Annotated in this window: 20 protein-coding genes; 9 read left to right on the top strand and 11 right to left on the bottom strand. The window is 63.9% G+C overall.

The features are described from left to right. The first annotated feature begins 595 nt into the window (after positions 1-595). Complete coding sequence (gene hpnH, locus ACBR42_RS06580) at positions 596-1,777, top strand: adenosyl-hopene transferase HpnH (protein ID WP_102325447.1); 1,182 nt, start codon at positions 596-598, stop codon at positions 1,775-1,777. A gap of 135 nt (positions 1,778-1,912) precedes the next feature. Beyond that, positions 1,913-3,202, top strand: coding sequence for a hemolysin family protein (locus tag ACBR42_RS06575; RefSeq protein WP_102325448.1), 1,290 nt, complete (start codon positions 1,913-1,915; stop codon positions 3,200-3,202). 76 nt (positions 3,203-3,278) lie between these two features. Here the strand turns inward: ACBR42_RS06575 and ACBR42_RS06570 are convergent, their stop codons facing one another. Continuing rightward, the gene (locus tag ACBR42_RS06570) at positions 3,279-5,261 is read right to left on the bottom strand and encodes a lytic transglycosylase domain-containing protein (protein WP_102325449.1); all 1,983 of its coding nucleotides are present in this window, start codon (positions 5,259-5,261) and stop codon (positions 3,279-3,281) included. 181 nt (positions 5,262-5,442) lie between these two features. Further along, on the bottom strand, positions 5,443-6,297 hold the full coding sequence (locus ACBR42_RS06565; RefSeq protein ID WP_174234097.1) for a uracil-DNA glycosylase family protein: 855 nt from the start codon (positions 6,295-6,297) through the stop codon (positions 5,443-5,445). 105 nt (positions 6,298-6,402) lie between these two features. On the opposite strand from ACBR42_RS06565, the gene ACBR42_RS06560 reads away from it, so the two are divergent. Then, positions 6,403-8,241 (top strand): tetratricopeptide repeat protein, encoded by a 1,839-nt coding sequence (locus ACBR42_RS06560; RefSeq protein WP_371207524.1) that lies wholly within the window; start codon positions 6,403-6,405, stop codon positions 8,239-8,241. Beyond that, positions 8,241-9,167, top strand: coding sequence for a 4-(cytidine 5'-diphospho)-2-C-methyl-D-erythritol kinase (locus ACBR42_RS06555; protein ID WP_371207523.1), 927 nt, complete (start codon positions 8,241-8,243; stop codon positions 9,165-9,167). Before ACBR42_RS06560 ends, ACBR42_RS06555 begins: the two co-directional genes overlap by 1 nt. Before the next feature lie 38 nt (positions 9,168-9,205). Here ACBR42_RS06555 and ACBR42_RS06550 read toward each other — a convergent pair whose 3' ends face one another. The 5 genes from ACBR42_RS06550 to ACBR42_RS06530 all read right to left on the bottom strand — a co-directional run bounded on the left by ACBR42_RS06550 (position 9,206) and on the right by ACBR42_RS06530 (position 14,486). Further along, positions 9,206-10,192 carry an SDR family oxidoreductase gene (locus tag ACBR42_RS06550; RefSeq protein WP_110546997.1) on the bottom strand — a complete coding sequence of 329 codons (987 nt, stop codon included), beginning with the start codon at positions 10,190-10,192 and terminating at the stop codon, positions 9,206-9,208. Positions 10,193-10,343: 151 nt separating this feature from the next. Beyond that, positions 10,344-10,922 (bottom strand): YqaA family protein, encoded by a 579-nt coding sequence (locus ACBR42_RS06545; RefSeq protein WP_102325454.1) that lies wholly within the window; start codon positions 10,920-10,922, stop codon positions 10,344-10,346. A 177-nt stretch (positions 10,923-11,099) separates the two neighbouring features. After that, positions 11,100-12,653, bottom strand: a complete 1,554-nt coding sequence (locus ACBR42_RS06540; protein WP_102325456.1) for an ATP-binding protein — start codon at positions 12,651-12,653, stop codon at positions 11,100-11,102. 8 nt (positions 12,654-12,661) lie between these two features. Next, complete coding sequence (locus ACBR42_RS06535) at positions 12,662-13,381, bottom strand: response regulator (protein WP_102325457.1); 720 nt, start codon at positions 13,379-13,381, stop codon at positions 12,662-12,664. A gap of 82 nt (positions 13,382-13,463) precedes the next feature. Further along, a complete protein-coding gene (locus ACBR42_RS06530; RefSeq protein WP_102325458.1) occupies positions 13,464-14,486 on the bottom strand; it encodes a cysteine synthase A in 1,023 nt (340 codons plus the stop codon). 149 nt (positions 14,487-14,635) lie between these two features. Between ACBR42_RS06530 and ACBR42_RS06525 the strand changes: the two genes are divergently transcribed. Then, entirely contained in the window at positions 14,636-15,046 is a 411-nt protein-coding gene (locus ACBR42_RS06525) for a rhodanese-like domain-containing protein (protein WP_102325459.1), read from the top strand. Between the two features lie 38 nt (positions 15,047-15,084). On the opposite strand, the gene ACBR42_RS06520 is transcribed toward ACBR42_RS06525, so the two are convergent. Continuing rightward, positions 15,085-15,978 (bottom strand): DUF2272 domain-containing protein, encoded by an 894-nt coding sequence (locus tag ACBR42_RS06520; RefSeq protein WP_102325460.1) that lies wholly within the window; start codon positions 15,976-15,978, stop codon positions 15,085-15,087. A 233-nt stretch (positions 15,979-16,211) separates the two neighbouring features. Between ACBR42_RS06520 and ACBR42_RS06515 the strand changes: the two genes are divergently transcribed. Further along, on the top strand, positions 16,212-17,210 hold the full coding sequence (locus tag ACBR42_RS06515) for an aldo/keto reductase (RefSeq protein WP_102325461.1): 999 nt from the start codon (positions 16,212-16,214) through the stop codon (positions 17,208-17,210). 68 nt (positions 17,211-17,278) lie between these two features. Here the strand turns inward: ACBR42_RS06515 and ACBR42_RS06510 are convergent, their stop codons facing one another. Next, on the bottom strand, positions 17,279-17,653 hold the full coding sequence (locus ACBR42_RS06510) for a hypothetical protein (protein ID WP_282761367.1): 375 nt from the start codon (positions 17,651-17,653) through the stop codon (positions 17,279-17,281). A gap of 71 nt (positions 17,654-17,724) precedes the next feature. Beyond that, a complete protein-coding gene (locus tag ACBR42_RS06505; protein WP_118962761.1) occupies positions 17,725-19,458 on the bottom strand; it encodes a Na+/H+ antiporter in 1,734 nt (577 codons plus the stop codon). Positions 19,459-19,738: 280 nt separating this feature from the next. On the opposite strand from ACBR42_RS06505, the gene ACBR42_RS06500 reads away from it, so the two are divergent. After that, complete coding sequence (locus tag ACBR42_RS06500; RefSeq protein WP_371207522.1) at positions 19,739-20,671, top strand: DnaJ C-terminal domain-containing protein; 933 nt, start codon at positions 19,739-19,741, stop codon at positions 20,669-20,671. Continuing rightward, a complete protein-coding gene (locus ACBR42_RS06495) occupies positions 20,668-20,997 on the top strand; it encodes a chaperone modulator CbpM (RefSeq protein ID WP_102325465.1) in 330 nt (109 codons plus the stop codon). Before ACBR42_RS06500 ends, ACBR42_RS06495 begins: the two co-directional genes overlap by 4 nt. Positions 20,998-21,086: 89 nt before the next feature. Here the strand turns inward: ACBR42_RS06495 and ACBR42_RS06490 are convergent, their stop codons facing one another. Continuing rightward, positions 21,087-21,491: a hypothetical protein gene (locus tag ACBR42_RS06490; RefSeq protein WP_102325466.1), complete on the bottom strand. Its 405-nt coding sequence runs from the start codon at positions 21,489-21,491 to the stop codon at positions 21,087-21,089. Between the two features lie 236 nt (positions 21,492-21,727). Between ACBR42_RS06490 and budA the strand changes: the two genes are divergently transcribed. Next, a complete protein-coding gene (gene budA, locus ACBR42_RS06485; RefSeq protein WP_371207534.1) occupies positions 21,728-22,531 on the top strand; it encodes an acetolactate decarboxylase in 804 nt (267 codons plus the stop codon). The last annotated feature ends 29 nt before the right edge of the window (positions 22,532-22,560 follow it).

Raw genomic sequence — 22,560 nt, 5'->3', positions numbered from 1 at the left:
GCGTCGATCGTTTCCGAGCGCAGTTCATCCGCCAGCTGCTTTAACTGCTCCACCGAAAGGTTGCGCATGTCATGCGGCGCGCGCACCCGGTCAAGCTGCGCATAGCGCCCAAGGGTCGGAATCGCGGGTTTGGGCTGGTCCATGATGTTCGCGTCCATTGTTCTGTGTCGACCCTTCCCCCATATGATGGGGAGGAACCGACCCGGTTTTCGGTTGGCCCGTCCGCCCCGGTCTGATGGGGCCGGACAGGGCTGCCCCGGCGGCGATGAATGGCGGCTCATGGCATGAAAACCATGGCGACCGTAGCGTAATCGGGCTGTGTTACTCCGGTTAAGCGTGCAAATACAGTCTCTAATTCCCTGACTGTTGTTAATTGGCCACACCGAAGGCGATAGCAATTGAATACAGGATGGTTTCTGTCCTATACCCTCGCGAAAGGCTTCATGTGTCGTACAAGTCCGCAACCTCGGCATGCTCTGGATGCACGGCTGGGTAAGGTTGGACTTGTTTTCTCGTGGGTGGATGTGTCCATAGTCCGCCTACCAGACTTGGAATATGTAACCGGCGGTTGAGCCGGTGCAGGAGCAGAGGTTTCATGGCCGTTCCTATTATGCAGGCAGTCCGCGTGGGCGCCTATGTTGTCAAGCAGCATATCACGCGGCGTAAACGTTATCCGCTCGTGCTTATGCTCGAGCCCTTGTTCCGCTGTAACCTGGCCTGCGCCGGGTGCGGCAAGATCGACTATCCTGCCCAGATCCTCAATCAGCGCATGACCGTTCAGGAATGCCTTGATGCGGATACCGAGGCCGGTGCGCCGGTTATCGCCGTTGCTGGCGGTGAGCCGCTGCTGCACAAGGAAATGCCTGAGATCATCCGCGGGCTGACGGCGCGCAAGAAGTACGTGTATCTGTGCACGAACGCCCTTCTTCTGGAAAAGAAGATGGATGATTACGAGCCGGGTCCGTTCTTCTCGTGGGACGTGCATCTGGATGGTGATCCGGCAATGCATGATGCATCCGTCTGTCAGGACGGTGTGTACGAGCGTGCCGTAGCCGCCATCAAGAAGGCCAAGGCGCGCGGTTTCCGCGTTTCGATCAACTGCACCCTGTTCGACGGTGCCGATCCCAAGCGCGTCGCCGCCTTCTTTGATGAAGTGATGGCCATGGGCGTCGATGGCATCATGACCGCGCCGGGCTATGCCTATGAGCGTGCGCCGGATCAGGAACACTTCCTGAACCGCCAGAAGACGAAGCAGCTGTTCCGCGACATTTTCCGTCTTGGCAAGGGCAAGAAGTGGCGCTTCACGCAGTCGCCGCTGTTCCTGAACTTCCTTGCGGGTAACGAGCAGTATCACTGCACCCCGTGGGGCAAGCCGCTGCGTAACGTCTTTGGCTGGCAGCGTCCGTGCTACCTGCTGGGTGAAGGCTACGCCAAGAGCTTTGACGAGCTTATGTCCGATACCGAATGGGATGCCTACGGTACCGGCAATTACGAAAAATGCGCCGACTGCATGGTCCATTCGGGCTATGAATCGACAGCGGTTATGGATGCCGTCCGTCGCCCCTGGCACATTGCCAAGGTCGCCCTTTTCGGTCCCGAGACGGAAAAGCCGATGGCGCCTGAAATCTCGCTCGAAAACCAGCGCCCGGCGGAATACATGTTCACCCAGCATGTCGATGCCAAGATGGAAGAACTCGCGGCCCGCAAGAAGCCTGCGGCTGCGCCGCGCGTGAACCGCGTATCCGCACCCGTGGAAACGGCGGACGCGGCGGACTGATCGTCCGGCGGGAATTATCCTGTGTAACCGGATCGGGAAAAGGCGGGGCTTCGGCTCCGCCTTTTCTTTTGCGTGCAGGCCCATGCGCAGGGAACTGTGCCAGCCGGGGCAATTATGCTGTAGGATCGTGGGATCATGCTTGTCTCACTGATTGTCATATTATGCCTCGTTCTGCTCAACGGGCTTTTTGCCATGGGCGAACTGGCCCTTATTTCCGCCCGCCGCGCGCGGCTGGCCATTCTGTCACGCGACGGCACGGCAGGGGCTGACCGGGCGCTGAAGCTTGCGGGTGATCCGCAGAGTTTCCTGCCCACCGTCCAGATCGGCATGACCCTTGTCTCGATTCTGGAGGGCACCTTTGGCGGCAGCAGTATCGAAGCGGGGGTCAGCCACTGGCTGGCGCGGATTCCCGCCCTGCGGTCCATCGCCGATGAAGTCGCCATGCTGCTGGTGGTCAGCGCCATTACCGCCGTCATGCTGGTGCTGGGTGAACTGGTGCCCAAGCAGATCGCGCTGCGGCAGCCGGAACTGATCGCGGCCCGTCTGTCGCTCCTGCTGGAATGGATGGCGTGGGTGACGCGCCCGGTCGTGTGGCTTCTGGGGCGGTCTTCCGAACTGGTGCTGAAGATCATGGGAATCGGGGGGGCGATCCGCCAGTCCGTCTCGGTGGAGGAACTGCGCGCCTATATTGCCGAAGGGGCGCAGGCGGGCGTGCTGGAGCAGGAGGAGCGCGACATGATCGAGCGCCTGCTGCGTCTGGCCGAACGTCCCGTCCGTGCCATCATGACCCCACGCAACGAACTGTGCTGGGTGGAGCGGCATGTATCACGCGCGCAACTGCTCCAGATCCTGCGCTCCACCACCTATTCGCGCATCGTGGTGTGCGAGGGCGGGGTGGATAATCCCGTGGGCATCATTCTGGCCAAGGACATGCTGGACCGTTTTCTGGATGGCAAGAGCCCGTCGATCGAAATCGGGCTGCGTCATCCCATATCGGTCCCCGATACGCTGTCCGCCTTTGACATGCTGGAGCGGATGCGCGCTTCCTCGCTGGGGATGGCGCTGGTGCTGGATGAATATGGCTCGTTCGAGGGGATCGTGACGTCCTCCGACCTGTTCGGCGCGATCGTGGGTGAACAGCATGAGCCGGGCAATACGCCGCCGCAGCGTCTGGCGCTGGACAGCGTGCTGGTGCTGGACGGCTCCATGCCCGCCGATGAGGTCAAGGACCGTCTGGGCCTGTCCGATCTTCCGGCGGAAGGCAGTTACCACACGCTGGCCGGCCTGATTCTGGCCCTGCTGCGCCGTGTGCCTGCCCGTGGCGACAAGGTGGTGTTTTCGGGCTGGCTGTTCGAGGTGCTGGAAATGGAAGGCCGCCGCGTGGTGCGGGTGCAGGCCAGCCGCCAGCTTCTTGCCGAGAACTGAAGCCGGCCCATTGATAAAAAGGGGGTGCATCCAGCCCGGATGCACCCCCTTTTTTACAGCCATACGACCGTCATTATCAGTGAATGGTGTGGCCTGCGTGTCCGCTCATGGCGACTTCCGCGCCGAAAGCGGGCCATTCATTCTTCGCCAGTGTCTCAAGCGACGGCGCCGCCAGACCCAGCCGGTCGGCATAGATCCATAGATAGGTGAAGGCGCGGCGGACATAATCGCGCGTTTCGTTATTGGGCAGGCTTTCGATATACAGCAGCGGATCTTCATCCTCATCCATCGTCGCACTCCGGCGCGAAATGGCGGACGGACCGGCGTTATAGCTGGCCAGCATACGGATCATGTCGCCACCCGGCGGGACATGCCTGCCATCGGCCTGCGTGGAAAGCTGCGCCAGATACAGCACGTAGCGCTGCCCGATATCGAGGTTCGTGGCGGGGTCATGCAGCGCGGCGGGGCGGCGGGTAAAGCGGTCCCTGTCATGCATGACAAACCCCGCCGTAACCGGCATCACCTGCATAAGCCCATGCGCGCCGGAGCCTGAAACCGCATTGCTGTCGAAATTGGATTCAAGCCGCGTCAGGGCATAGATCAGGGCCGGGTCCATCCGGAAGCCATGTTCGGGCTGCAGCGGGGGCAGGGGGAAGCGGGCATCATGCGTGCTGTGCTCGCTTTCATTGGTGTCCATCAGCATGATCATCTGGGCTGACAGGCTTTTCATGCCCATGGCGTCCGCCACCATCTGCGTGGAATGGCACAGGGCGGCGTCGTTCTGGATGTCAGGCCACATGCGGCGCAGCGTTGCTTCCGCCCGGTCACGCTCACCCACCTGCAACAGGGCGAAGGCGCGTCGCCCCGCAGGGGTGGCGGCTACCGCCTCTATGTCGATTTCCCCCAGTACGGGGCTGCCTGCGTGAACAGGCTGCTGGTCCGTGGCAAGGGTAAGGGGGGCCTCCGTCCCGATGGTGTCGGGTGTATGGGCCGGGCGACCGGCTGACGTGCGCAGGCCCAGTATCTGGGACGCAAGCTGGCCGTAGAATGTATGGGGTGCCGCCGCCGCGCGGTGCAGCCATGGTGAATAGGCCGCGACATCACCCGTGGTCTGGTGGGCGCGGGCGGCCCAGTAGGCTGCCCCCGCACGGATGCCGCCGGGTGTCAGCGGTGCGCGGGACGCGGCTTCAAACAGGGGTTCGGCGGCGTCGGGCCGTCCCTGCCGCCACGCGGCCAGACCGGCGACGTAACCCGCAAGTCCCAGCCGCTGGCCCGATTTTGCAAAGGCGTCGCGGGCAATGGACAGCGCAAGCCTGTTTTCACCGGCGCTGAACATCGTCATGGCGATTTCCGCCTGAAGATGGGCGGCGTACAGGTCGTTCATCCCCGGCGTGATGGCGATCAGGTGCAGGGCGCTGCGCGCGCCCTTGGGCCCCTGTGCCGCGCGTTCGCGCACGGTATGGTCAAGCAGGCTGTTGCGCGTGAAGACCCGCAGGGAGGGATCATCCTCCTCCGGCAGGTGGATATGGGGCGGCGGATGGCTGCTGTTGCTGTCCAGCGCGTTGCGGGCCGGTGCGGGGGGCAGCGGGCCGCCCCGGTTCGGCATGGCGGCCAGCATGGAATAGATGGCCGGTGAATCCGCAAGGCCCGAGAACGTGCGCAGCCACAGACGCAACTGCCCCGCATCGGCATGATAGGCGGGGTTGAGATAGCGCGCGGCCAGAATGTCGCCCAGCAGGGTGTCGTCATGGATGGCGGCGGTTTCGCGGATGGCGGCGTCGAACTGGCCGTCGGCCTGAAGTTTGAAGACCCGGCGGATGCGGCTTACGTCATCAGGGGACAGGGGACGCGGCGCCCCGGCGTTACCATGTGCGGGCAGGCGTGGAAGGGCGAGTGCCGTTTCCTCGTTATGGTCACCGGCGGGAGCCGGATCCTGATCCGTCGCCCTGGCTTCCACTGTTTGGGCACGCAGCGGCGCGAACGCCGCCCCTGCCAGAAATGCCGCACCGGCCAGAAAAGCCGTTACCGCATGATGGGGGGTATTGGTTGTCCCTCGCATAGCGGTGGGGATGTAGGCGCAATGCAGATGGAAAGCAATAGCCAGCCCCGATTGCAGCCGTCAATAAGTGTTCAGAACAGATGGGAACGCAGGATGTAACAGCGGGAAACATACAGGAAATGCGGAATGAATACCTGCTTTTCTGTAGGCTAATATCCCGGAAACATTATGCTATTACGCTTTATGGCACGGCAGATACACTCTCCAGTGTTTCGCGTATCATCAGCATGTCTTTCCATGCATCGCGTCGGGCTGTGGCACTCGCGCGCAACTGCAACGGATGGCGCATGGGCAGGACTTGCACGCCGTGTGTGGCGGCGGGGTCCGCCGGGTCGGCGGGCAGGGTGATTTCCCGCCAGCGGCCCCGCATGCGCGCGGCGGTCGTGCGCTGGTTCAACAGGATGGAAACCGGCAGGTTCCCCATCAGGATCACCCGTCCGGGACGGGCCAGCGTGATGGCGCGCTGGATGAAGGGCAGGCAGATCCGTGTCTCGGCGGCGGAAGGGGGGCGTCCACCGGGTGGCCGCCATGGAATGACGGGGGCCGCCAGCATGCTGGCGCGGTCGATGCCGATGCTGGCGAACATGGTGCTGACCAGCGCCCCGCTTTCCCCCGCGAAGGGGTGGCCGCTGCGGTCCTCGTCCTCGTCGGGGGCTTCGCCAATCAGCATGAGGGGGGCGTTGGCCGGTCCTTCCACAAAAACGCTGTGGGTTGCGGTGTCGCGCAGGCCGCATTCGCCAAAACCGCGTATGGCGGCATGCAGTTCCTCCAGCGTCCGGGCTGCCTGTGCTGCCCCGCGTGCCGCCGCGACCGCCTGATCGATGGCGCTTGCCGTCCCGCGCGGGGGAAGGGCGGGCCGGGATGGGTGATTTTTATGTCCATTCCCCCGGTCTGGCTGTATGGGGATGGGCTGGGTAGGCGGGGCCGCGTGGTGTATCGTGGCCGGGTGCGCCATCCGGTCATGCGGGTGGATATCCAGCGCGTCATCGGCGCCCCACTCCACATACAGACGCAACAGGGTCATGGAATCAGTCATCGGATGGATATACCCCGTACCGACACAGGTAATGCAAAGACGCGCCAGCCCGCCTTCGGGCGCGGGATTTGGCAGCGGACGCCGCACGCGGTAGATTCTGGCGTCATGCTCTTACCTCGTCTGTCACGCATGGTCGTGGCCTCCCTTGTTGTACCGCTCCTGACCGGGATTCCCAACCGGGAAATGCGGGCCGCCACGCCGGATGACGCCATTGTCCGGGCCGGGCAGCAGGATCTGGCCACGAACCTGCTGGTCGGCAGCGTTGCCGCCAGCGAGGGCGATAACGCGCAGGCGGCCCGCGCGTTCGGCACCGCCGCCCGTCTGGCGCCGAATTTCAGCCTGTTCAGCGAACGGGCGTTTTTCTACAGCATTCTGGCGGGCAGCGCTGAAGCCGGGGCGCTCGCCCCCGCGCAGCCGCCCGGCGTCATGCCGGAACTGGCCATGGGCAACGCGGCGGCACTGGCGGGTAAATGGGATGACGCGGTAACTCATTACGTCAAGGCCCCGTCCGACCAGATCATGGGCCTGCTGCGCCCGCTGCTGCACGCCTGGGCGTTGCAGGGTGCGGGAAAGACGGATGAGGCGCTGGCGGTGCTTGAACCCGCGCGCATGGATCGCACGCTGGGGGGATATTACACGCTACATGCGGCGCTGATCGCGCAGCTTGGCGGGCGGCAGATGCGCGCCGATGTGCTGTTCGGGCAGTCCACCGGCATGGCGGGGGGCGACCTGTTCACCACGCTGGTCATGGCGCACTGGCTGGTATCGCAGGGGCGCGAGGCGGAAGCCAGGGCGCTGGTCAACCAGCGTATCGCCGGCATGCCGGTTCTGGAAACGGCGCGGGCCAACATCATGGCCATGATCCATCGCCCTGTGGTGACCCGTCCGGTGCAGGGACTGGCGCAGGCTTACGGTCTGGTTGCCCTGCTGATCGACCAGCAGCTTTATGCCCATGATGGCGCGGATGATGACCGCCAGCCTGATGCCGCCATGGAACTGGGCACGCTGCGGGGCACCGAGCAGATGATGCTGCGCATGGCGCTGCTGCTGGACCCGGCGGATTCGGAAGCGCGGATACTCCTGTCCTCCATGCTGCATGCACGCAAGCAGGACCGGCAGGCGCGTGAAGCGCTGGAGGGCGCGCCCGCCGATGATCCCCTGCAGCCTGTCTACCGGACGGAACAGGCGGATCTGGACCTTGTCATGGGACACAAGGAACAGGCGGCGCAGGAACTGCGCGACCTGCTGCGGCAGGCGCCGGGCGACCGGATGCTGTGGTCCAGCCTTGGCGATGCGCTGCTGGACCAGCAGAAATGGGCCGAAGCCCTTGATGCCTACCAGCATGCCATCGCCCTGACGCCACACCGGCTGGAAGGCGATGACTGGCGGCTGCTGTTCGGCGAGGCCATAGCCCAGGAACGCCAGAACCACTGGCCGCAGGCACGCACCATACTCCAGCAGGCACTCCAGCTTGCTCCCAACGAGCCAGACCTGCTGAACTACCTTGGCTATTCCATGGTCGAACACGGCGAAAACCCCGCCATGGCGGAAAGCTACCTGCGCCGCGCCCTTGCCCTTGCGCCATCTGACAACCAGATCCGCGATAGCGTGGGCTGGGTGCTGATGCGGCTTGGCCATGTGGCGGAAGGGCTGCCGCTGCTGGAACAGGCGGTCGAGCAGATGCCGCAGGACCCGGCCATCAATTACCATCTGGGCGTTGCCTACTGGATGGCCGGACGCAGGCTGGAAGCGGTGAATGAATGGCAGAACGCCATCCAGTTCCAGCCCGACCCGGAGGACAGGCGCAAGATCACGGCGGCGCTGGCCTATGCCACGGCGTGGAAGAATGGCGGCGTTTCGGCGGCAGGGGCGCTCCCGGCTGATCTCAGGCCGGCAGTGGCGCCCGCCTCCCCTTCATCCCACACGAATGGAACCCATCACTAATGTCTTCTGTGCACGAACTGGCCCATGCAAAGATCAATCTGTACCTGCATGTTACGGGACGGCGTGATGATGGCTATCACCTGCTGGACAGTCTTGCCGTCTTCGCGGGGGCGGCGGATGAACTGCGCCTGAGCCGGGGTGCGGGACTGGGCGGGCATGTGGACCTGCATATCGAAGGCACGTTTTCCCCCGGCCTGCGTGATGACAGCGCCGATAACCTGATCGTGCGTGCGGGCGCGCTGCTGCGCGAACATCTGGGGGCCGAGGCTGCGCGCCACCTGCCGGATGTGCGGATCGTGCTGCGCAAGGAACTGCCGGTGGCATCGGGTATTGGCGGTGGTTCGGCGGATGCGGCGGCGGCGTTGCGGCTGCTGCTGCGGGCGTGGAACCTGTCCATCCCCCGCGACGCCCTGATGGCGCTGGCGACCCGGCTGGGCGCGGACGTGCCGGTCTGTCTGGACCAGCTTTCCGCCCGGATGGAGGGAATCGGGGAGGAACTGTCACCCGCTCCCACCCTGCCGCCCTGCGGCATGATTCTGGTCAATTGCGGGCAGAGCGTTTCCACCCCGCAGGTGTTCAGGACCCGTGCGCCGGTCTTCACGCCGCGTGCCAGCCTTCCCGCGCGATGGGATACACTGGCGGATATGGTGCGCGACCTGTCGGAACAGACCAATGACCTGCAGGACGCGGCCTGCGCCATCTGCCCGGAAATCGCAACCGTCCTTGACACCCTGCGTAACGCCCCCGGCTGTCGTCTGGCGCGCATGAGCGGTTCGGGGGCTACGTGCTACGCCCTGTTCGACAGTCCCGCGGCGGCACAGGCCGCGGGTGCGACGATCAGCCAGCCAGACTGGTGGGTATGGGCGGGCGATCTGTGCCGTAGCGGCGCACGGCTGGCAACTGCCGCCGATTCCCTGCACGCCTGAAAAAGAGGGCGGGGCGCGGGTATGGCGCCCCTGACCCGTCAGTGACGCCTGCGGCGCAGGGCGAACAGCACGAAACCCATGAACGCCGCCACGGTGGCGAACTGCGCATGACGGGTGGTCAGCAGCAGCGGCATGGCCTTGCGGGTGATCATGTCAAAACGGCCATGGGCGGCATAGGCGCCGGGCACCGTTTTGTACAGGTCATCGGGTTCATCACCTGTCACGGCCACCTTTTCCATCTGCCTGGCGTAGCCCTTGCCCGCCAGCCAGCGGTCCGACAGGCCCGGCACGAACGTGCTCAGCACCCAGTTCCGCACGCCCGACAGGCCCACCCAGATATCGCGTTCACGCCCGAACGCCGCGCGGCAGATGGCTTCGGCCGCGATTTCGGGTTCATAGACCGGTCCCATCGGCTTCAGGTGTTTGCCGGTATGGTTGCGGGTCCATGAAAAGCGCGGCGTGTTGATCGCGGGCAGGTGGACCATGGCGATATGGATGCGGTCGCCATCATGCAGGATTTCGGGGCGCAGGCTTTCGGAAAACGCGCGCACGGCGGCACGCGCACCGTTTTCAACCGCCTGCAGCGGTGGCGGGCGCAGGCTTGCCAGCCGGTCAAGGTTGACGATCGTGCCATGTCCGCGCCTGCGCATCCGGGCCAGCGCCGCGCGAGTGCCGTTGACGGTGCCCAGATAGGTGACTTCCGTCGCGCGGCGGATTTCATCGGCGTCCAGTGCCGCGAGCTGTCCGGTTACGGTGGCTCCGGCGCAGTTGATCCACAGCGTGATGGGGCCAAGGACGTCCTCGATCTCCTCGGCGGCCTGCTCGACAGCCTTTGCATCGGCCACATCGGCGCAGGCGATATGGGTGCGGATGTTCAGTTCGCGCAGTTCGGCTGCCGCGTCGCCCAGCCGGTCGAGGTTACGACCGATCAGGGCGACATCGCACCCGGCACGGGCCAGTGTGCGTGCCGTGGCGCGACCGATACCCGCGCCCGCTCCGGTAATGACAGCAACCTGCTGCGGCATGAACTGTGCTCCCCACCATGGATAAATCGTCGATTGTCCAGGGGACCGGTATTGGCCCGCGCAGGACAGGATCAGGATGCGCCTACCCTATCACGGCCAGTCCGGCCCGAACACTGCCCGGCAGGCAGGCCGCGCCCGCCCTGTTCGCGGGTCAGATATATTTCAGGGCCAGTATGCCGCCCACCAGGGCCACAGCGAACATCGCGGCCACGACCGGCAGGCGGTTTTCAATAAAGTTCTGGATCGGCGCGCCAAAGCGGCGCAGCAGGACCGCCAGCAGGAAAAACCGCACCCCGCGCGTAATGGCGCAGGCGGCCAGAAACGGTAGCAGCGAAAGATGGGCCGCCCCGCTGGCGATGGTGACGAATTTGAACGGGATGGGCGTCAGCCCCTTGATCAGGATGATCCAGATGCCCCATTCGCGAAAGCGTTCCTGCAGGGACAGTAATGTATGTTCGGCATGATAGAGCCGCACGATGGGCATGGCGGCATATTCCAGCAGGAACGCGCCGATAACCCACCCCAGTACCGCGCCGCACACGCTGGCCGTCGTGCAGATGGCGGCAAGCCGGAATGCGCGGTCCCGGCGTGCCAGCACCATGGGGATCAGCATGATGTCGGGCGGCAGCGGAAAGAAACTGGCCTCGGCAAAGGCGATGATCGCCAGCCAGATAACGGCGTGCGGGCTGGCAGCCAGCGCAATGATACGGGCATACAGGCGATCAAGCATGATCTGGCAATGCCATTTCCCGCCAGCGTGCCGCAAGGACTTATTGCATGGTGGTTATCCGGACTTCACATATGACGTGAAATTGTACCCGATGGGCTGTCCGGTCCCCTCAGCGTCCACCTTTCTGCGCTTCTGGAACGCGGCATTCACCCTGGGGTCAGGTTCGGGAATCCCGGCCTAGCAGACAAGCGTGACGGTCACGCGCAGGCCATGGGGCTGGCGGTTGCCCAGCCGGATATCGCCGCCCAGTCCCCAGATGATGTTGCGCGAAATGGACAGGCCCAGCCCTGTTCCCCCGGTCTCACGGTTACGGCTCTGCTCGGCGCGGACGAAGGGGTCGAACATGCGTTCCAGATCTTCGGTCGGCAGTCCGGGGCCGTCATCCTCGATCAGGATGGTGACACGGGATTCATCCGCGTCCTCGCCTTCCCCCGGCCGGGGCGGCAACAGCACGATCTGCACGCCGCCACCGTATTTTATGGCGTTCGTGACCAGATTGCTCAACGCGCGCTTGAGCGCCATGGGGCGCGCGCGGACATGCACATCGGGCATTTCGGATACGAAGGCGATCCGGTCCGCCATGTCGGGACAGGTCTCGGCGGCTTCATCGGCGATTGTCTGCAGCAGGGCGGTCAGGTTGATCTGGCCCATCGGTTCACGCTGTGCGGCATCGCGGCCAAAGGCCAGGGTGGCAGCGACCATGGATTCAAGCTCATCAAGGTCGCTGAGCATCTTGGCCCGCATTTCGTCGTCTTCAACAAATTCGGCCCGCAGCTTCAGCCGTGTGATCGGGGTGCGCAGGTCATGACCGATGGCGGTCAGCATAAGCGTGCGATCCATCAGGTAGCGGCGGATGCGGTGCGCCATGGTGTTGAAGGCATGGGCGGCGCGCGCCACTTCGCGTGGGCCATCCTCGGGCATGGGCGGCGCGTTTACATTGCGGCCCAGTTCCTCGGCGGCGGCGGCCAGCGTGCTGACCGGCGCGATCAGCCGGCGCACCCCCCACAGGATCAGGAGACCGCCCGTGAAGGTCATGATCAGGAATGCGATGGGAAAGGTGGGGGAACGGAACAGGCTGGGCCGGGGCTGGATGTAATGGATCGTGACCCAGCGCCGTTCATCGGGCAGCAGGAAGGCAATGGTGCGCCTGCGTCCCCTTGTATCGGGGGAGATCATCACCTGCTCGGGCCGCAGGGACTGGGGCAGGGGACCAAGCCCCGGGTCTCCATCGCCCGGACCATCAGGCCCGTCATGACCACCGGGGCCGAAGGGGGGATGGTCGTGCCGGTCGCCCTCGAATGGCATGTGGTCGTGCCAGTCTTCTTCGGGCGGGTGCATGCGGTGCGGCCCGTGTGGTGGCATGACCACCCCGTTGACCATGTCCGGCTCGGGGCCGGGGGTAAGGGTTATGGTGACCCCGGGTGGCAGGGGCAGGGCGGCGAGTTCCCGCGCCCGGTCGGACGGGGCGGTTTCCACAATGGCGCGGTAATAGGTAAAGACCTTGCTGCGCGCCTGCGCGTTTATCATGCGCTGGTCAAAATCGAACCTGTCCATGGCATGGATGGTCAGGCCGATGATCTGGATGACGCCAAGGCCGCCGATCAGCAGCAGCGTGGTGCGCGCGGCAAGGGATTGCGGCAGCAGGCGCCTGCGCAGGCGCTGCCACCAGCCCCCGGTGGGGGATGTTTCGGTTTTCTGTTCGGAAAGGAAGGACTGCGGGAAAGCAGACATGCGGATTGTCAGAGACGCTCGACTTCCGCGGCAAGGACATAGCCACCCCCGCGCACGGTCTTGATAAGCTGGGCGTTGCGCCCGTTATCCTCCAGCTTGCGGCGCAGGCGGCTTATGGCCACGTCGATCGCGCGGTCGAACGGTCCCGCCTGTCGCCCGCGCAGCAGGTCGAACAGCATGTCGCGCGTCATGACCCGGTTTGCGCGTTCCAGCAGGGCCAGCAGCAGGTCATATTCGCCCCCCGTCAGCGGGACTTCCACTTCATCGGGGTTGAGCAGGCGGCGGCGGCCCGTATCCAGCGCCCAGCCCGCAAACCGCAGGGTATGCAGCACCGGCACGCTGCGCGGATCGGGCGTGTCGGATGCGCGGCGCAGCACGGCGCGGATGCGCGCCAGCAGTTCGCGCGGGTTGAAGGGCTTGGGAACGTAATCATCCGCCCCCAGTTCCAGGCCGATGATCCGGTCGGTGTCATCGCCCATGGCGGTCAGCATCACGATCGGCACATTGGCCTGCGTGCGCAGCCAGCGCGAGATGTCCAGCCCGCTTTCGCCGGGCAGCATCAGGTCGAGAATGACCAGTTGGTAATGGCCTTCAGCCCAGCGGCGACGGGCTTCATGCCCATCGCGCGCGGTGGTGACGCGCAGTTCGTTGCGTTCAAGAAACCGTGCCAGCAGGTCACGGATTTCACGGTCATCATCAATGATCAGGATGTGCGGCAGCGGGGTCATTTTTGCAGTTTACATCACCGCGCGGATCGCCGCACCAGATGTTTCACTCCGTTGCAATTACCCCTGCCGCAACCCCTTGATATCAGGCCAGCCACTGCGGAACAGGCAGGCTCTTGCTGCGCAGGAAAGCGGGATTGAACAGCTTGGACTGGTACCGCGCGCCGCCATCGCACAGGATGGTGGCGATGCGGTGCCCCGGCCCCATCGCGCGCGCCACGCGGATGGCGGCTGCGATGTTGATGCCGGCCGAACCACCAACCGACAGCCCTTCATGGATCAGCAGGCTGTAGATTTCCTCCAGCGCTTCGGCATCGGGGATGCGCACCGCATCATCGAAATGCAGCCCTTCCAGATTGCCGGTAACGCGCGACTGGCCGATGCCTTCGGTAATGGAAGAACCGCTGACCGACAGGTCGCCCGATTTCACCCAGCCATACAGGCCCGAGCCTTCCGGGTCGGCCAGCACCACACGCGGACGGTCCACGCCCGCCTTCGCTGCCATGTCTTCCAGCCCCAGCGTAACCCCCGCCAGCGTGCCGCCCGTCCCGCACGAGCAGGTGAAGGCGTCGATCCGCCCCCCCATCTGTTCCCATATCTCGGGGGCGGTGGTGTGGCGGTGGCCCTCACGGTTGGCGGTATTGTCGAACTGGTTGGCCCATACGCCGCCGGTTTCTTCGGCCAGACGGCGCGAGACATGGACATAATTGCCCGGATCACGGAACGGCTTGGCGGGCACAAGGCGCAGGTCCGCGCCGATCATGCGCAGGAAGTCGATTTTTTCCTGACTCTGCGTTTCCGGCATGACGATGATGGAGCGGTAACCCCGCGCATTGGCCACCAGCGTCAGGCCGATCCCGGTATTGCCTGCCGTGCCTTCCACAATCGTGCCGCCGGGCTTGAGCACGCCACGGCGTTCGGCATCGTCGATGATCGCGAGGGCGGCGCGGTCCTTGACCGATCCGCCGGGGTTCATGAATTCCGCCTTGCCGTAGATTTCGCAGCCCGTCGCTTCCGATGCCCGTCGCAGGCGGATCAGGGGCGTATGGCCTATGGCAGCCGGCATGTCCGATGAGAGGGATGAGGCGGGATTTGCACTTTCGGCCATAAGGCAGCACCTTCACTGGTCTGGATCATATGATGTGGCACGGCTGGCTACAGGGCGGTCAAGCCGTGCGGATTGCATTCCTTACTATCAGGAATGCGGCGGGCTTGGCATATCCCTAAAACAGCTTTTGCCGATGAAAGGAAACAGGAATGATTGACGATATTTCACCTTCCGCCACATGGGAGGCGGTGCGTGGCCGCCCCAACGCCCATCTTGTGGACGTGCGTACGCCCATGGAATGGGAACATATCGGCGTGCCCGACCTGTCCGGCGCGGGCAAGGAACTGGTGCGCGATAGCTGGCAGCTTCCCCCGGCGGGACAGGTCAATCCCGACTTCATCGCCACGCTGGAAAAGGCGGGGATCGGCAAGACGGATGAGGTCTATTTCATCTGCCGTTCCGGCGCGCGCAGCATGGCCGCGGCCCACGCCGCCTATGATGCGGGCTACCACAACGTGTACAACGTGGCCGACGGGTTCGAAGGGCCGGAGGATGCAACCGGCCACCGTGGCCGCCTTGCCGGATGGCAGGCATCGGAACTGCCCTGGTCACGCGGCTGACATGACGGCTGCGGGCTGGCCCGTGGGGTCTGTGCTCCCTACTGGTCGGCCTGCGGTTCGCGGTCCGCATCGTAATGGACCTGCAGCACGGCACACCACGGATAACGCGGGTCCAGACTCTGGCCCCTGCGGTCGGACACGCGGCCATCGGGGCCTACGGGCACATGCGTCAGGGCCACGGCGTCGTCTATGTTACCGCCGATGATGCTGATTTCGCGGCCAAAAGGCGCATCGTTCAGTCCGGTCGCGACAACAAAGCCGCAATGGGCGGGGAAGCCCTGCGCAGTCGGCAGGTCACGGAAGCGTACGGATTTGCTGCTTCCGCGCCCCACGCACAGCAGATCACCCAGCTTCGGGGCGTAGCGGGCGGGATTGCGGGCCGTCACACCCTTTTCCACCCCCGCCGCCGCCGCGTTGATGTAGGTGGAATGGTTGGGTGAATAGGCGAAGCGGTCATTGGCGCCCGCCACCCGCATCACATAGGAAATGAAGGCCGCCGACCACGCATACAGCCCGTCATGCACGAAGTCGGTTATATGTCCGTCCGCATCATGCTTGCCATCCCATGACGCTTCGGTTTCCTGCGGGTCCTGCCCGATCCACCAGTATTCCCCCACGCGCTGCCACAGGCCGGGCGTGCGTTCGGGCTTGACCAGCGGCGTTGTGGGTTCGAGGCGTTCCAGCGGGTCGTCATCATTGACCGGCTGGCCGAACAGCCGCCATTCGCGCAGCGCTATGGCCACCACGTCCTGCCGGGTAAAAGGCTCGTAATTGCGGGTGGCGAAATCCGGCACATGGGTATTGACGGCCAGTGGTCCCGAACCGTTGGCGTACTGCGCAACCGGCGTTACGGCCCGCGTCGGGTGGCTGTCCGGGCCATGCGCGCAGGCTGCAAGGCAGGCCAGTGGGGCGAGAAGGGCTATCTTGCGCAAAATCGGCTCTCTCCATTGCAGGCGGCTTGTCCATCCATACGGCGCGAACCGGGCTGACGGAAGGGGCCTTGCCGCTTGTGCCCGCGTAAAAATTGCAACACCTGCCCGCCCGATCGTGTTGGGAAGGGAGCGATCGGCTGCCGCCCGGCCGCCGCGGGGGCAGGTGACGCCATGGTGTCTCGCCACGGCATGCGGTACGGTTGCGCCCGCAACATAAACACGGAGAGCAGTTCATGCCCGAAGCGTCTGTTATGGAAACAACCACGATCCGTGGCCTGAAGAATCCCGTATCGCGCATCGCCCTTGGCACATGGGCCATTGGCGGGTGGATGTGGGGTGGCCCGGATGACCGGCAGGCCATCGCCACGATTCAGGAAGCGGTCGATCTGGGCATTACCCTGATCGATACGGCGCCCGTATACGGTTTTGGCCATTCGGAGGAGGTTGTGGGTCAGGCCCTGCAGGGGCGGCGCGACAGGGTTGCCATTGCAACGAAGGTCGGTCTGGACTGGACGGAAGATCACAAGCCCTTCCGCAACACATCCGCGGCGCGCATCCGTAAGGAAATCGAGGATTCGCTGCGTCGGCTCCGAACGGATTACATCGACCTGTATCAGGTGCATTGGCCCGACAGCGCTGTTTCGATGGAGGAAACCGCCCGCACACTGGAATCCCTGGTGCAGGAGGGCAAGGTGCTGGCCCTCGGGGTAAGTAATTTCACCATCGCGCAGATGGAGGAATTCCGGGCATTCGCGCCCCTGTCCGCCGTACAGCCGCCTTACAACCTGTTCGAACGCGCGATGGAGCATGATATCCTGCCCTATGCCCGGCAGCACGGGCTGGCCATTCTGGCATACGGGCCGCTGTGCCGTGGCCTTCTGTCGGGCAAGATGACGGCGCAGACCGAATTCGGCCCCGACGACCTGCGCAGCGCCGATCCCAAGTTCCAGTCGCCGCGTTTCGCGCAATATCTTGAAGCCGTACGGCAGTTGCAGGATTTCGCGCGCGAACGCCACGGCAAGTCCCTGCTGGCGCTGGCCATCCGCTGGGTTCTGGATCAGGGACCGACCATCGCCCTGTGGGGCGCGCGTCGCCCGGACCAGATTGCCGCCGTCGCGGATGCGATGGGCTGGAGCCTGAGTGCCGCGGACCTGCGCGATATCGATACGATCCTGAACACCTGCATCAAGGACCCCGTAGGGCCGGAGTTCATGGCCCCGCCGGGCCGCTAGGCTGATGCCGGACCGGGGTGGCCAGTGTGCTGCCCCGGATTACCTGATGGATATTTCACGACCCGGCATTACGGGCTGACAATACCACCCACGTTATTGTCGTAGCGTGCTTTCCATACCCCTTCTTCGACCATGCACTGGGCAAAGAACTTCTTGTGGTTGCTACCCCCCGCGGAAATCTGGGAGCTGCCGCCGGTCCCGCTGAAGATCGCGCCGGTTGCGGATGTGGCCTCGCATTTCTGTTCGGCGGCGGCGTAGCGCGGGTTTTCCCTGGGAAGGACGGGCTCATAACCGCTGATATACCCGTACGGGGAATTGCCGTGGATATGGTGTTCACGCACGCTGAAATGGTGCGAACGGGCATGGGCGCAGGGTGCGGTCACGGCAGCAGCGCACAGGCCAGCAGTCAGGACACCGGCGGTCAGGGCGCGGATGGATGGCATGAGGGCTGTATCTCCTGTGCGCAGGGGCAGGGTCGTCTGGGGGACTGATATAGCCGCCCTGCCGTTTCGTGTCAGGTCGTGCCAGCGTGATCGTGCCCTGCGTGGGGGGCGCTGTCGGGTCGGGGAAGGGATCGGGCCTCGATCTGGAGTTCCTGTTCAATGAAGTCGAGTTCCTGATTGATCGTCCACTCGGTTTCATCATTGATGCGTTTTTGGATGACGCGCATGTGCAGGCGTTCGCGCATGTGGCGGATGATGCGGAAGCGCAGCGCCAGTTCGGCGCGCTTTTCACGGATGGCGGTGGCGCGGATGCTGGCTTCCGCCGCGCGTGAATTGTCCAGCCTGTGCACCGTGTCCTGATATTCGTGCAGCAGGCGGCCAATGGCTTCCTGTTTCAGGTCGATCGATTCTTCCTTGTCAGGTGTGACCACAAGTTCCTGCTGTGCCAGTGCGGCCTGTTCCGCATGCAGGGTCTGGATCGCGGTCTGCGCCAGTTCGATGCGCATCATGTCCAGTTCATGCAGGGCGGGGTCGTTTTCATCCGTGCTGATGCCATGTAGCAGGGGCGGGATGGACAGGCTGGCCAGCAGCAGCGAACAGATGATCACCCCCGCCGCCAGCGTGACCAGCAGTTCGCGCCCCGGAAAGCCGGGGCCAGCCGCACTGGCCACCGGCAGCGACAGCACGGCCGCCAGCGTAATGGCCCCGCGCGTGCCTGCCACCGTCATCAGCAGCACGGTGCGGGCGGAGGGGATGACCGTCTTGCGATGGCGGAAATGCGCGAACAGCCGCCGCGCCGAAATCGAGATCCATATCCACGCGAAACGGATCAGGCTCATCATGAGCTGGATGCCGATGATCGCCAGGATCAGGAACCATGGCGATACCCCGCCCGCCCGCGCGATCCGCGCGCCCCCCGTAACCAGATCGGGCAACTGAAGGCCCAGCAACAGGAAGATCACGGCGTTGAAGGTGAAATTCACCATGTCCCATACCGTGGTGGCCTTAAGGCGCGTTTCTGTCCGCGCTTCATTCATTACCCCGGTGAACTTGACCGTCATGCCGCCCGCCACGGCGGCCAGAATGCCCGAACACTGCATCGCGTCGGCAATCAGGTAGATGCCGAACGGCAGCATCATCGCCAGCGTGATATGGGTGGGCGGGTCGTCATAGCCGCGTACCAGCAGCACATGTTCCGCCCGGCAGGCCAGCCATGCGGTGATGATGCCGATCAGGATGCCGCCCATGGACATGAAAATGAAACTGCCCAGCGCCTGCTGGAACGAAAACAGCCCGGTCATGGCCGCCGCCACGGCGAATTTGAAGCAGACCAGCCCCGATGCGTCGTTAAGCAGCGCTTCCCCATGCAGAAGGTGCACCACGCGCGCCGGCGCCCGCCCGCCTTCGATCATGCTGCCCACCGATACCGCATCGGTGGGGGACATGACGGCGGCCAGCGCGAAGGCGGCTGGCAGCATGATGGGCGGGATCAGCCAGTGGATGAAATATCCACATACCAGCGTGGTGAACACCACCAGCCCCAGCGCCATCATGATGATGATGTTGCGCAGTTCCCCGAACTCACGCATCGGCATGCGGTAGGCATCGGCATAAAGCAGCGGTGGTATGAACAGCAGCAGGAACATGTCCGGATCGAAGCCGATGTTCAGCCCCGCCAGTGCGGCGATGGCGCCCACCGCGATCTGGATCAGGGGCAGCGGCACGGGAATGCGACCCACGCGCGATATCAGGCTGCTGATACCGGTCACGGTCAGTAATGCAAGAGTGAGGAAAACGGCATGCATCGGGGTTGAGTCTTTTTATATTTCTATTGTTTAAGTCAAATACTTCATTTTTCGTTTAATTAAAAATACAAAAGATGTTATTATCAATTCTCTGCTTTGCTATTTTCTTCTGCCAGCCATGCGTTACCGCAGCCCGGAAGATTTCACCGCCCTTCATTGACCCGTCCTCCTCCACTTCCCATTATTGAAGGAAGACTGGCCGCAAGGCCGTATCATGATGTTCGGGGATGGGCGTGGCGTGGCCAGGCTGGCAGGTTCCTGACGAAGGGATGGTTTTTAAGTGAGCAAGGACCCATACGAAGTACTCGGCATAGCCCGTTCGGCCAGCCAGGATGACATACGCAAGGCCTATCGCAAGCTGGCCAAGAAGTACCATCCTGACCTCAATCCGGGCGACAAGGTGGCGGAAGAGAACTTCAAGGCCGTGGGGGCTGCCAACGCCCTCCTGTCCGATGAGGAACAGCGCGCCCGCTTCGACCGGGGCGAGATCGATGCCAGCGGCCAGGAAAAGGGATTCGGCTTTGGCGGTGGTGGTGGCGGCTACCGCGATTATGCGGAGGGGCCGCAGGGCTTCCATTACGGCGGCAACCAGTTTTCGGAAGATGACCTTGGCGATATCTTCGGCACCATGTTCGGTCAGGGCGGCGGTGGCGGCTTCCGTCGCAGGCCGCAGGGACCGCGCAAGGGCAATGACCGGCAGTATGCGCTGACCGTCAGCTTTCTGGACTGCGTCAATGGCGGTACGTCGCGCATCACCCTGCCCGGTGGCGCCACGCTGGACGTGAAGATTCCGCCCGGCATTACCGATGGACAGGTCCTGCGCCTGCGCGGCAAGGGTGATCCGGGGCAGCAGGGCGGCCCGGCGGGCGATGCGCTGATTACCATTACGGTTGCGCCCGACAGCACGTACGAACGTGACGGCGATGACATCCGCATGTCGCTGCCGGTGGACCTGAAAACGGCGGTGCTGGGTGGCAGCATCACCATTCCCACGCCTGCGGGATCGGTCAAGATGAACGTTCCCCCAAAATCCGACAGTGGCAGCGTGCTGCGGCTGCGCGGGCGCGGGGTCAAGGCGCATGGCGGAAAGGAAGCGGGCAATCTGTACGTGAAGCTTCAGGTCACCATCGGCAAGGTGGATGCGGCCCTTGAGGACTTCCTGAAGAACTGGACACCCGGCGGGACAGCGGAGCAGCGGGAGGCCAAGGCATGATCACGCTCGAAACCCTGTGCGTGCGCATCGGCAACGTGCCGGCGGCGGATGTGCAGGGCTGGATCGATAATGCATGGCTGCGGCCCGAGGGCGCGCCGGGACATTACCTTTTCCGCGAGATTGACGAGGCACGCGCCCGTCTGATTGTCGAACTGCGCGACGATATGGGTGTCAATGCCGAAAGCATGCCCGTGGTGCTGTCCCTGCTTGACCAGCTTTATGCCGCGCGCCGCCAGATGCTGCGCCTGCGTGAGATCATAAGCGTGCCGCGGGAAAGCGAACTGCGCGGCAGGGTGCGCGCCCTGCTGGCCAGCATGCAGGACTGACCCCGTCCACGGTCAGGTAAGTCCCTGCCTGTTCACCCCCGTACCACAGCGTGGTGCGGGGGTGTTTTTTTTCAGGTCGCCCCCTGATTTCAGTCGGCGCGGCTGAGCGGCAGGTCCAGCTTCTGGCCCGGCTTTGTGCCCTGCATCCGCAGATCGGCGCTGTTGGGCGAGGTCAGGCGGAAGATGGCGTGCGGATCGTCATTGACCGAACGCAGGGACGTGGCGTCCTGCACCTTCATTTCAATCGTGCGGCCTGTCAGCCCGGTAATCTTGTTCAGCGCGTCCGGCAGCGTGAGATAGAGCCGCGCGGCGGGGCCTGTCGCCTTGTTGGCGGTAATGGTGACGGGCTTCAGGCCCAGTGCTGTCCATTCGCCGGTATACGCACCCGGACCATAGGGGGGCTTGGGGTCGGTATCATCGGCGCGGGCCACGCCGCTGCTGGCGACAACGCCCGTCAGGGCCAGCGCGGCAAAGGCCATGTGAAGTGGTTTCATAATGCAGTCATCCTGATCTTCATTCACGGACCACAATGGCAGGCGTGTAGCGCACAGGGCAAGCCGGTCCCCCGCATGGCGCGGGATGAGACGGGCTTCCCACGGAGATTGCCATATATTTTATGTATGGAAGTAGCCTTGAATATATATTGGACGTACGAACCTGCGTGCAGCACCATCACCGGGCAATCACATATGACCGGAAGACGGGGGATGCCGGACGCATTCCTTTTCCGTTGCAGGAGGCTGAGGTCTTGAAGCTGAAATGCTACTCGCTGGGCGATGTCGATACCCGGTCCAGCGCCGCGGATGCGACGGGTGTACGTCCCCGCATGAACCGACTTTATCAGACATCGACAATGGCGGCCCTGCTGGACGCGGTGTACGATGGCGAAACCACGCTTGACGAACTGTTGATGCACGGCAATTTCGGGCTGGGCACCTTCAACGCGCTGGATGGCGAAATGATCGTCAATGACAGCGTGATCCACCAGTTCCGCGCCGATGGACAGGCCGGGCGCGTGCCGGGCGATCTCAAGACGCCATTTGCCTGCGTCACCTTCTTCAACCCGGAGAAGGAGTACATGATCGACACGGCGCGCGACAAGGAAGGCTTCGAGGCGATTGTCGACCAGCTTGTCAACAATCCCAACCTGTTTGCCGCCGTGCGCTTTACCGGCATGTTCGAACGTGTCGAAACCCGCACCGTATTCTGCCAGTGCCGCCCCTATCCGCCGATGCTGGACGTGGTCGCCCGCCAGCCGACCATGCAGCTCGGGGCCTCCACCGGCACCATGCTCGGTTTCCGCACGCCGGGTTACATGCAGGGCGTCAATGTCGCGGGCTATCACCTGCACTTCCTGACGGAAGACGGGCGTCGTGGCGGGCACCTGACCGATTACGCGGTGCTGAAGGGTCGGCTGGAAGTCGGGGTCATTTCCGATGTGGAAATCCAGCTTCCCCGCACGGAGCAGTTCGCGCGCGCCAACCTCTCCCCCGAAAACATTCACGAAGCCATTCGCGTGGCCGAGGGCGGCTAGGGATCATCCCCCGCCCCACTGAGATGATC

The organism is Komagataeibacter sp. SM21 (assembly GCF_041402665.1).
Lineage (GTDB): Bacteria > Pseudomonadota > Alphaproteobacteria > Acetobacterales > Acetobacteraceae > Komagataeibacter > Komagataeibacter saccharivorans.
This window is presented reverse-complemented; position numbering and strand designations above follow the sequence as displayed.

Bases quoted from the DNA above. Each gene is read 5' to 3' on its own strand.
- hpnH (WP_102325447.1), top strand. From the start codon at position 596: ATGGCCGTTCCTATTATGCAGGCAGTCCGCGTGGGCGCCTATGTTGTC.
- ACBR42_RS06575 (WP_102325448.1), top strand. From the start codon at position 1,913: ATGCTTGTCTCACTGATTGTCATATTATGCCTCGTTCTGCTCAACGGG.
- ACBR42_RS06570 (WP_102325449.1), bottom strand. From the start codon at position 5,261: ATGCGAGGGACAACCAATACCCCCCATCATGCGGTAACGGCTTTTCTG.
- ACBR42_RS06565 (WP_174234097.1), bottom strand. From the start codon at position 6,297: ATGACTGATTCCATGACCCTGTTGCGTCTGTATGTGGAGTGGGGCGCC.
- ACBR42_RS06560 (WP_371207524.1), top strand. From the start codon at position 6,403: ATGCTCTTACCTCGTCTGTCACGCATGGTCGTGGCCTCCCTTGTTGTA.
- ACBR42_RS06555 (WP_371207523.1), top strand. From the start codon at position 8,241: ATGTCTTCTGTGCACGAACTGGCCCATGCAAAGATCAATCTGTACCTG.
- ACBR42_RS06550 (WP_110546997.1), bottom strand. From the start codon at position 10,192: ATGCCGCAGCAGGTTGCTGTCATTACCGGAGCGGGCGCGGGTATCGGT.
- ACBR42_RS06545 (WP_102325454.1), bottom strand. From the start codon at position 10,922: ATGCTTGATCGCCTGTATGCCCGTATCATTGCGCTGGCTGCCAGCCCG.
- ACBR42_RS06540 (WP_102325456.1), bottom strand. From the start codon at position 12,653: ATGTCTGCTTTCCCGCAGTCCTTCCTTTCCGAACAGAAAACCGAAACA.
- ACBR42_RS06535 (WP_102325457.1), bottom strand. From the start codon at position 13,381: ATGACCCCGCTGCCGCACATCCTGATCATTGATGATGACCGTGAAATC.
- ACBR42_RS06530 (WP_102325458.1), bottom strand. From the start codon at position 14,486: ATGGCCGAAAGTGCAAATCCCGCCTCATCCCTCTCATCGGACATGCCG.
- ACBR42_RS06525 (WP_102325459.1), top strand. From the start codon at position 14,636: ATGATTGACGATATTTCACCTTCCGCCACATGGGAGGCGGTGCGTGGC.
- ACBR42_RS06515 (WP_102325461.1), top strand. From the start codon at position 16,212: ATGCCCGAAGCGTCTGTTATGGAAACAACCACGATCCGTGGCCTGAAG.
- ACBR42_RS06510 (WP_282761367.1), bottom strand. From the start codon at position 17,653: ATGCCATCCATCCGCGCCCTGACCGCCGGTGTCCTGACTGCTGGCCTG.
- ACBR42_RS06505 (WP_118962761.1), bottom strand. From the start codon at position 19,458: ATGCATGCCGTTTTCCTCACTCTTGCATTACTGACCGTGACCGGTATC.
- ACBR42_RS06495 (WP_102325465.1), top strand. From the start codon at position 20,668: ATGATCACGCTCGAAACCCTGTGCGTGCGCATCGGCAACGTGCCGGCG.
- ACBR42_RS06490 (WP_102325466.1), bottom strand. From the start codon at position 21,491: ATGAAACCACTTCACATGGCCTTTGCCGCGCTGGCCCTGACGGGCGTT.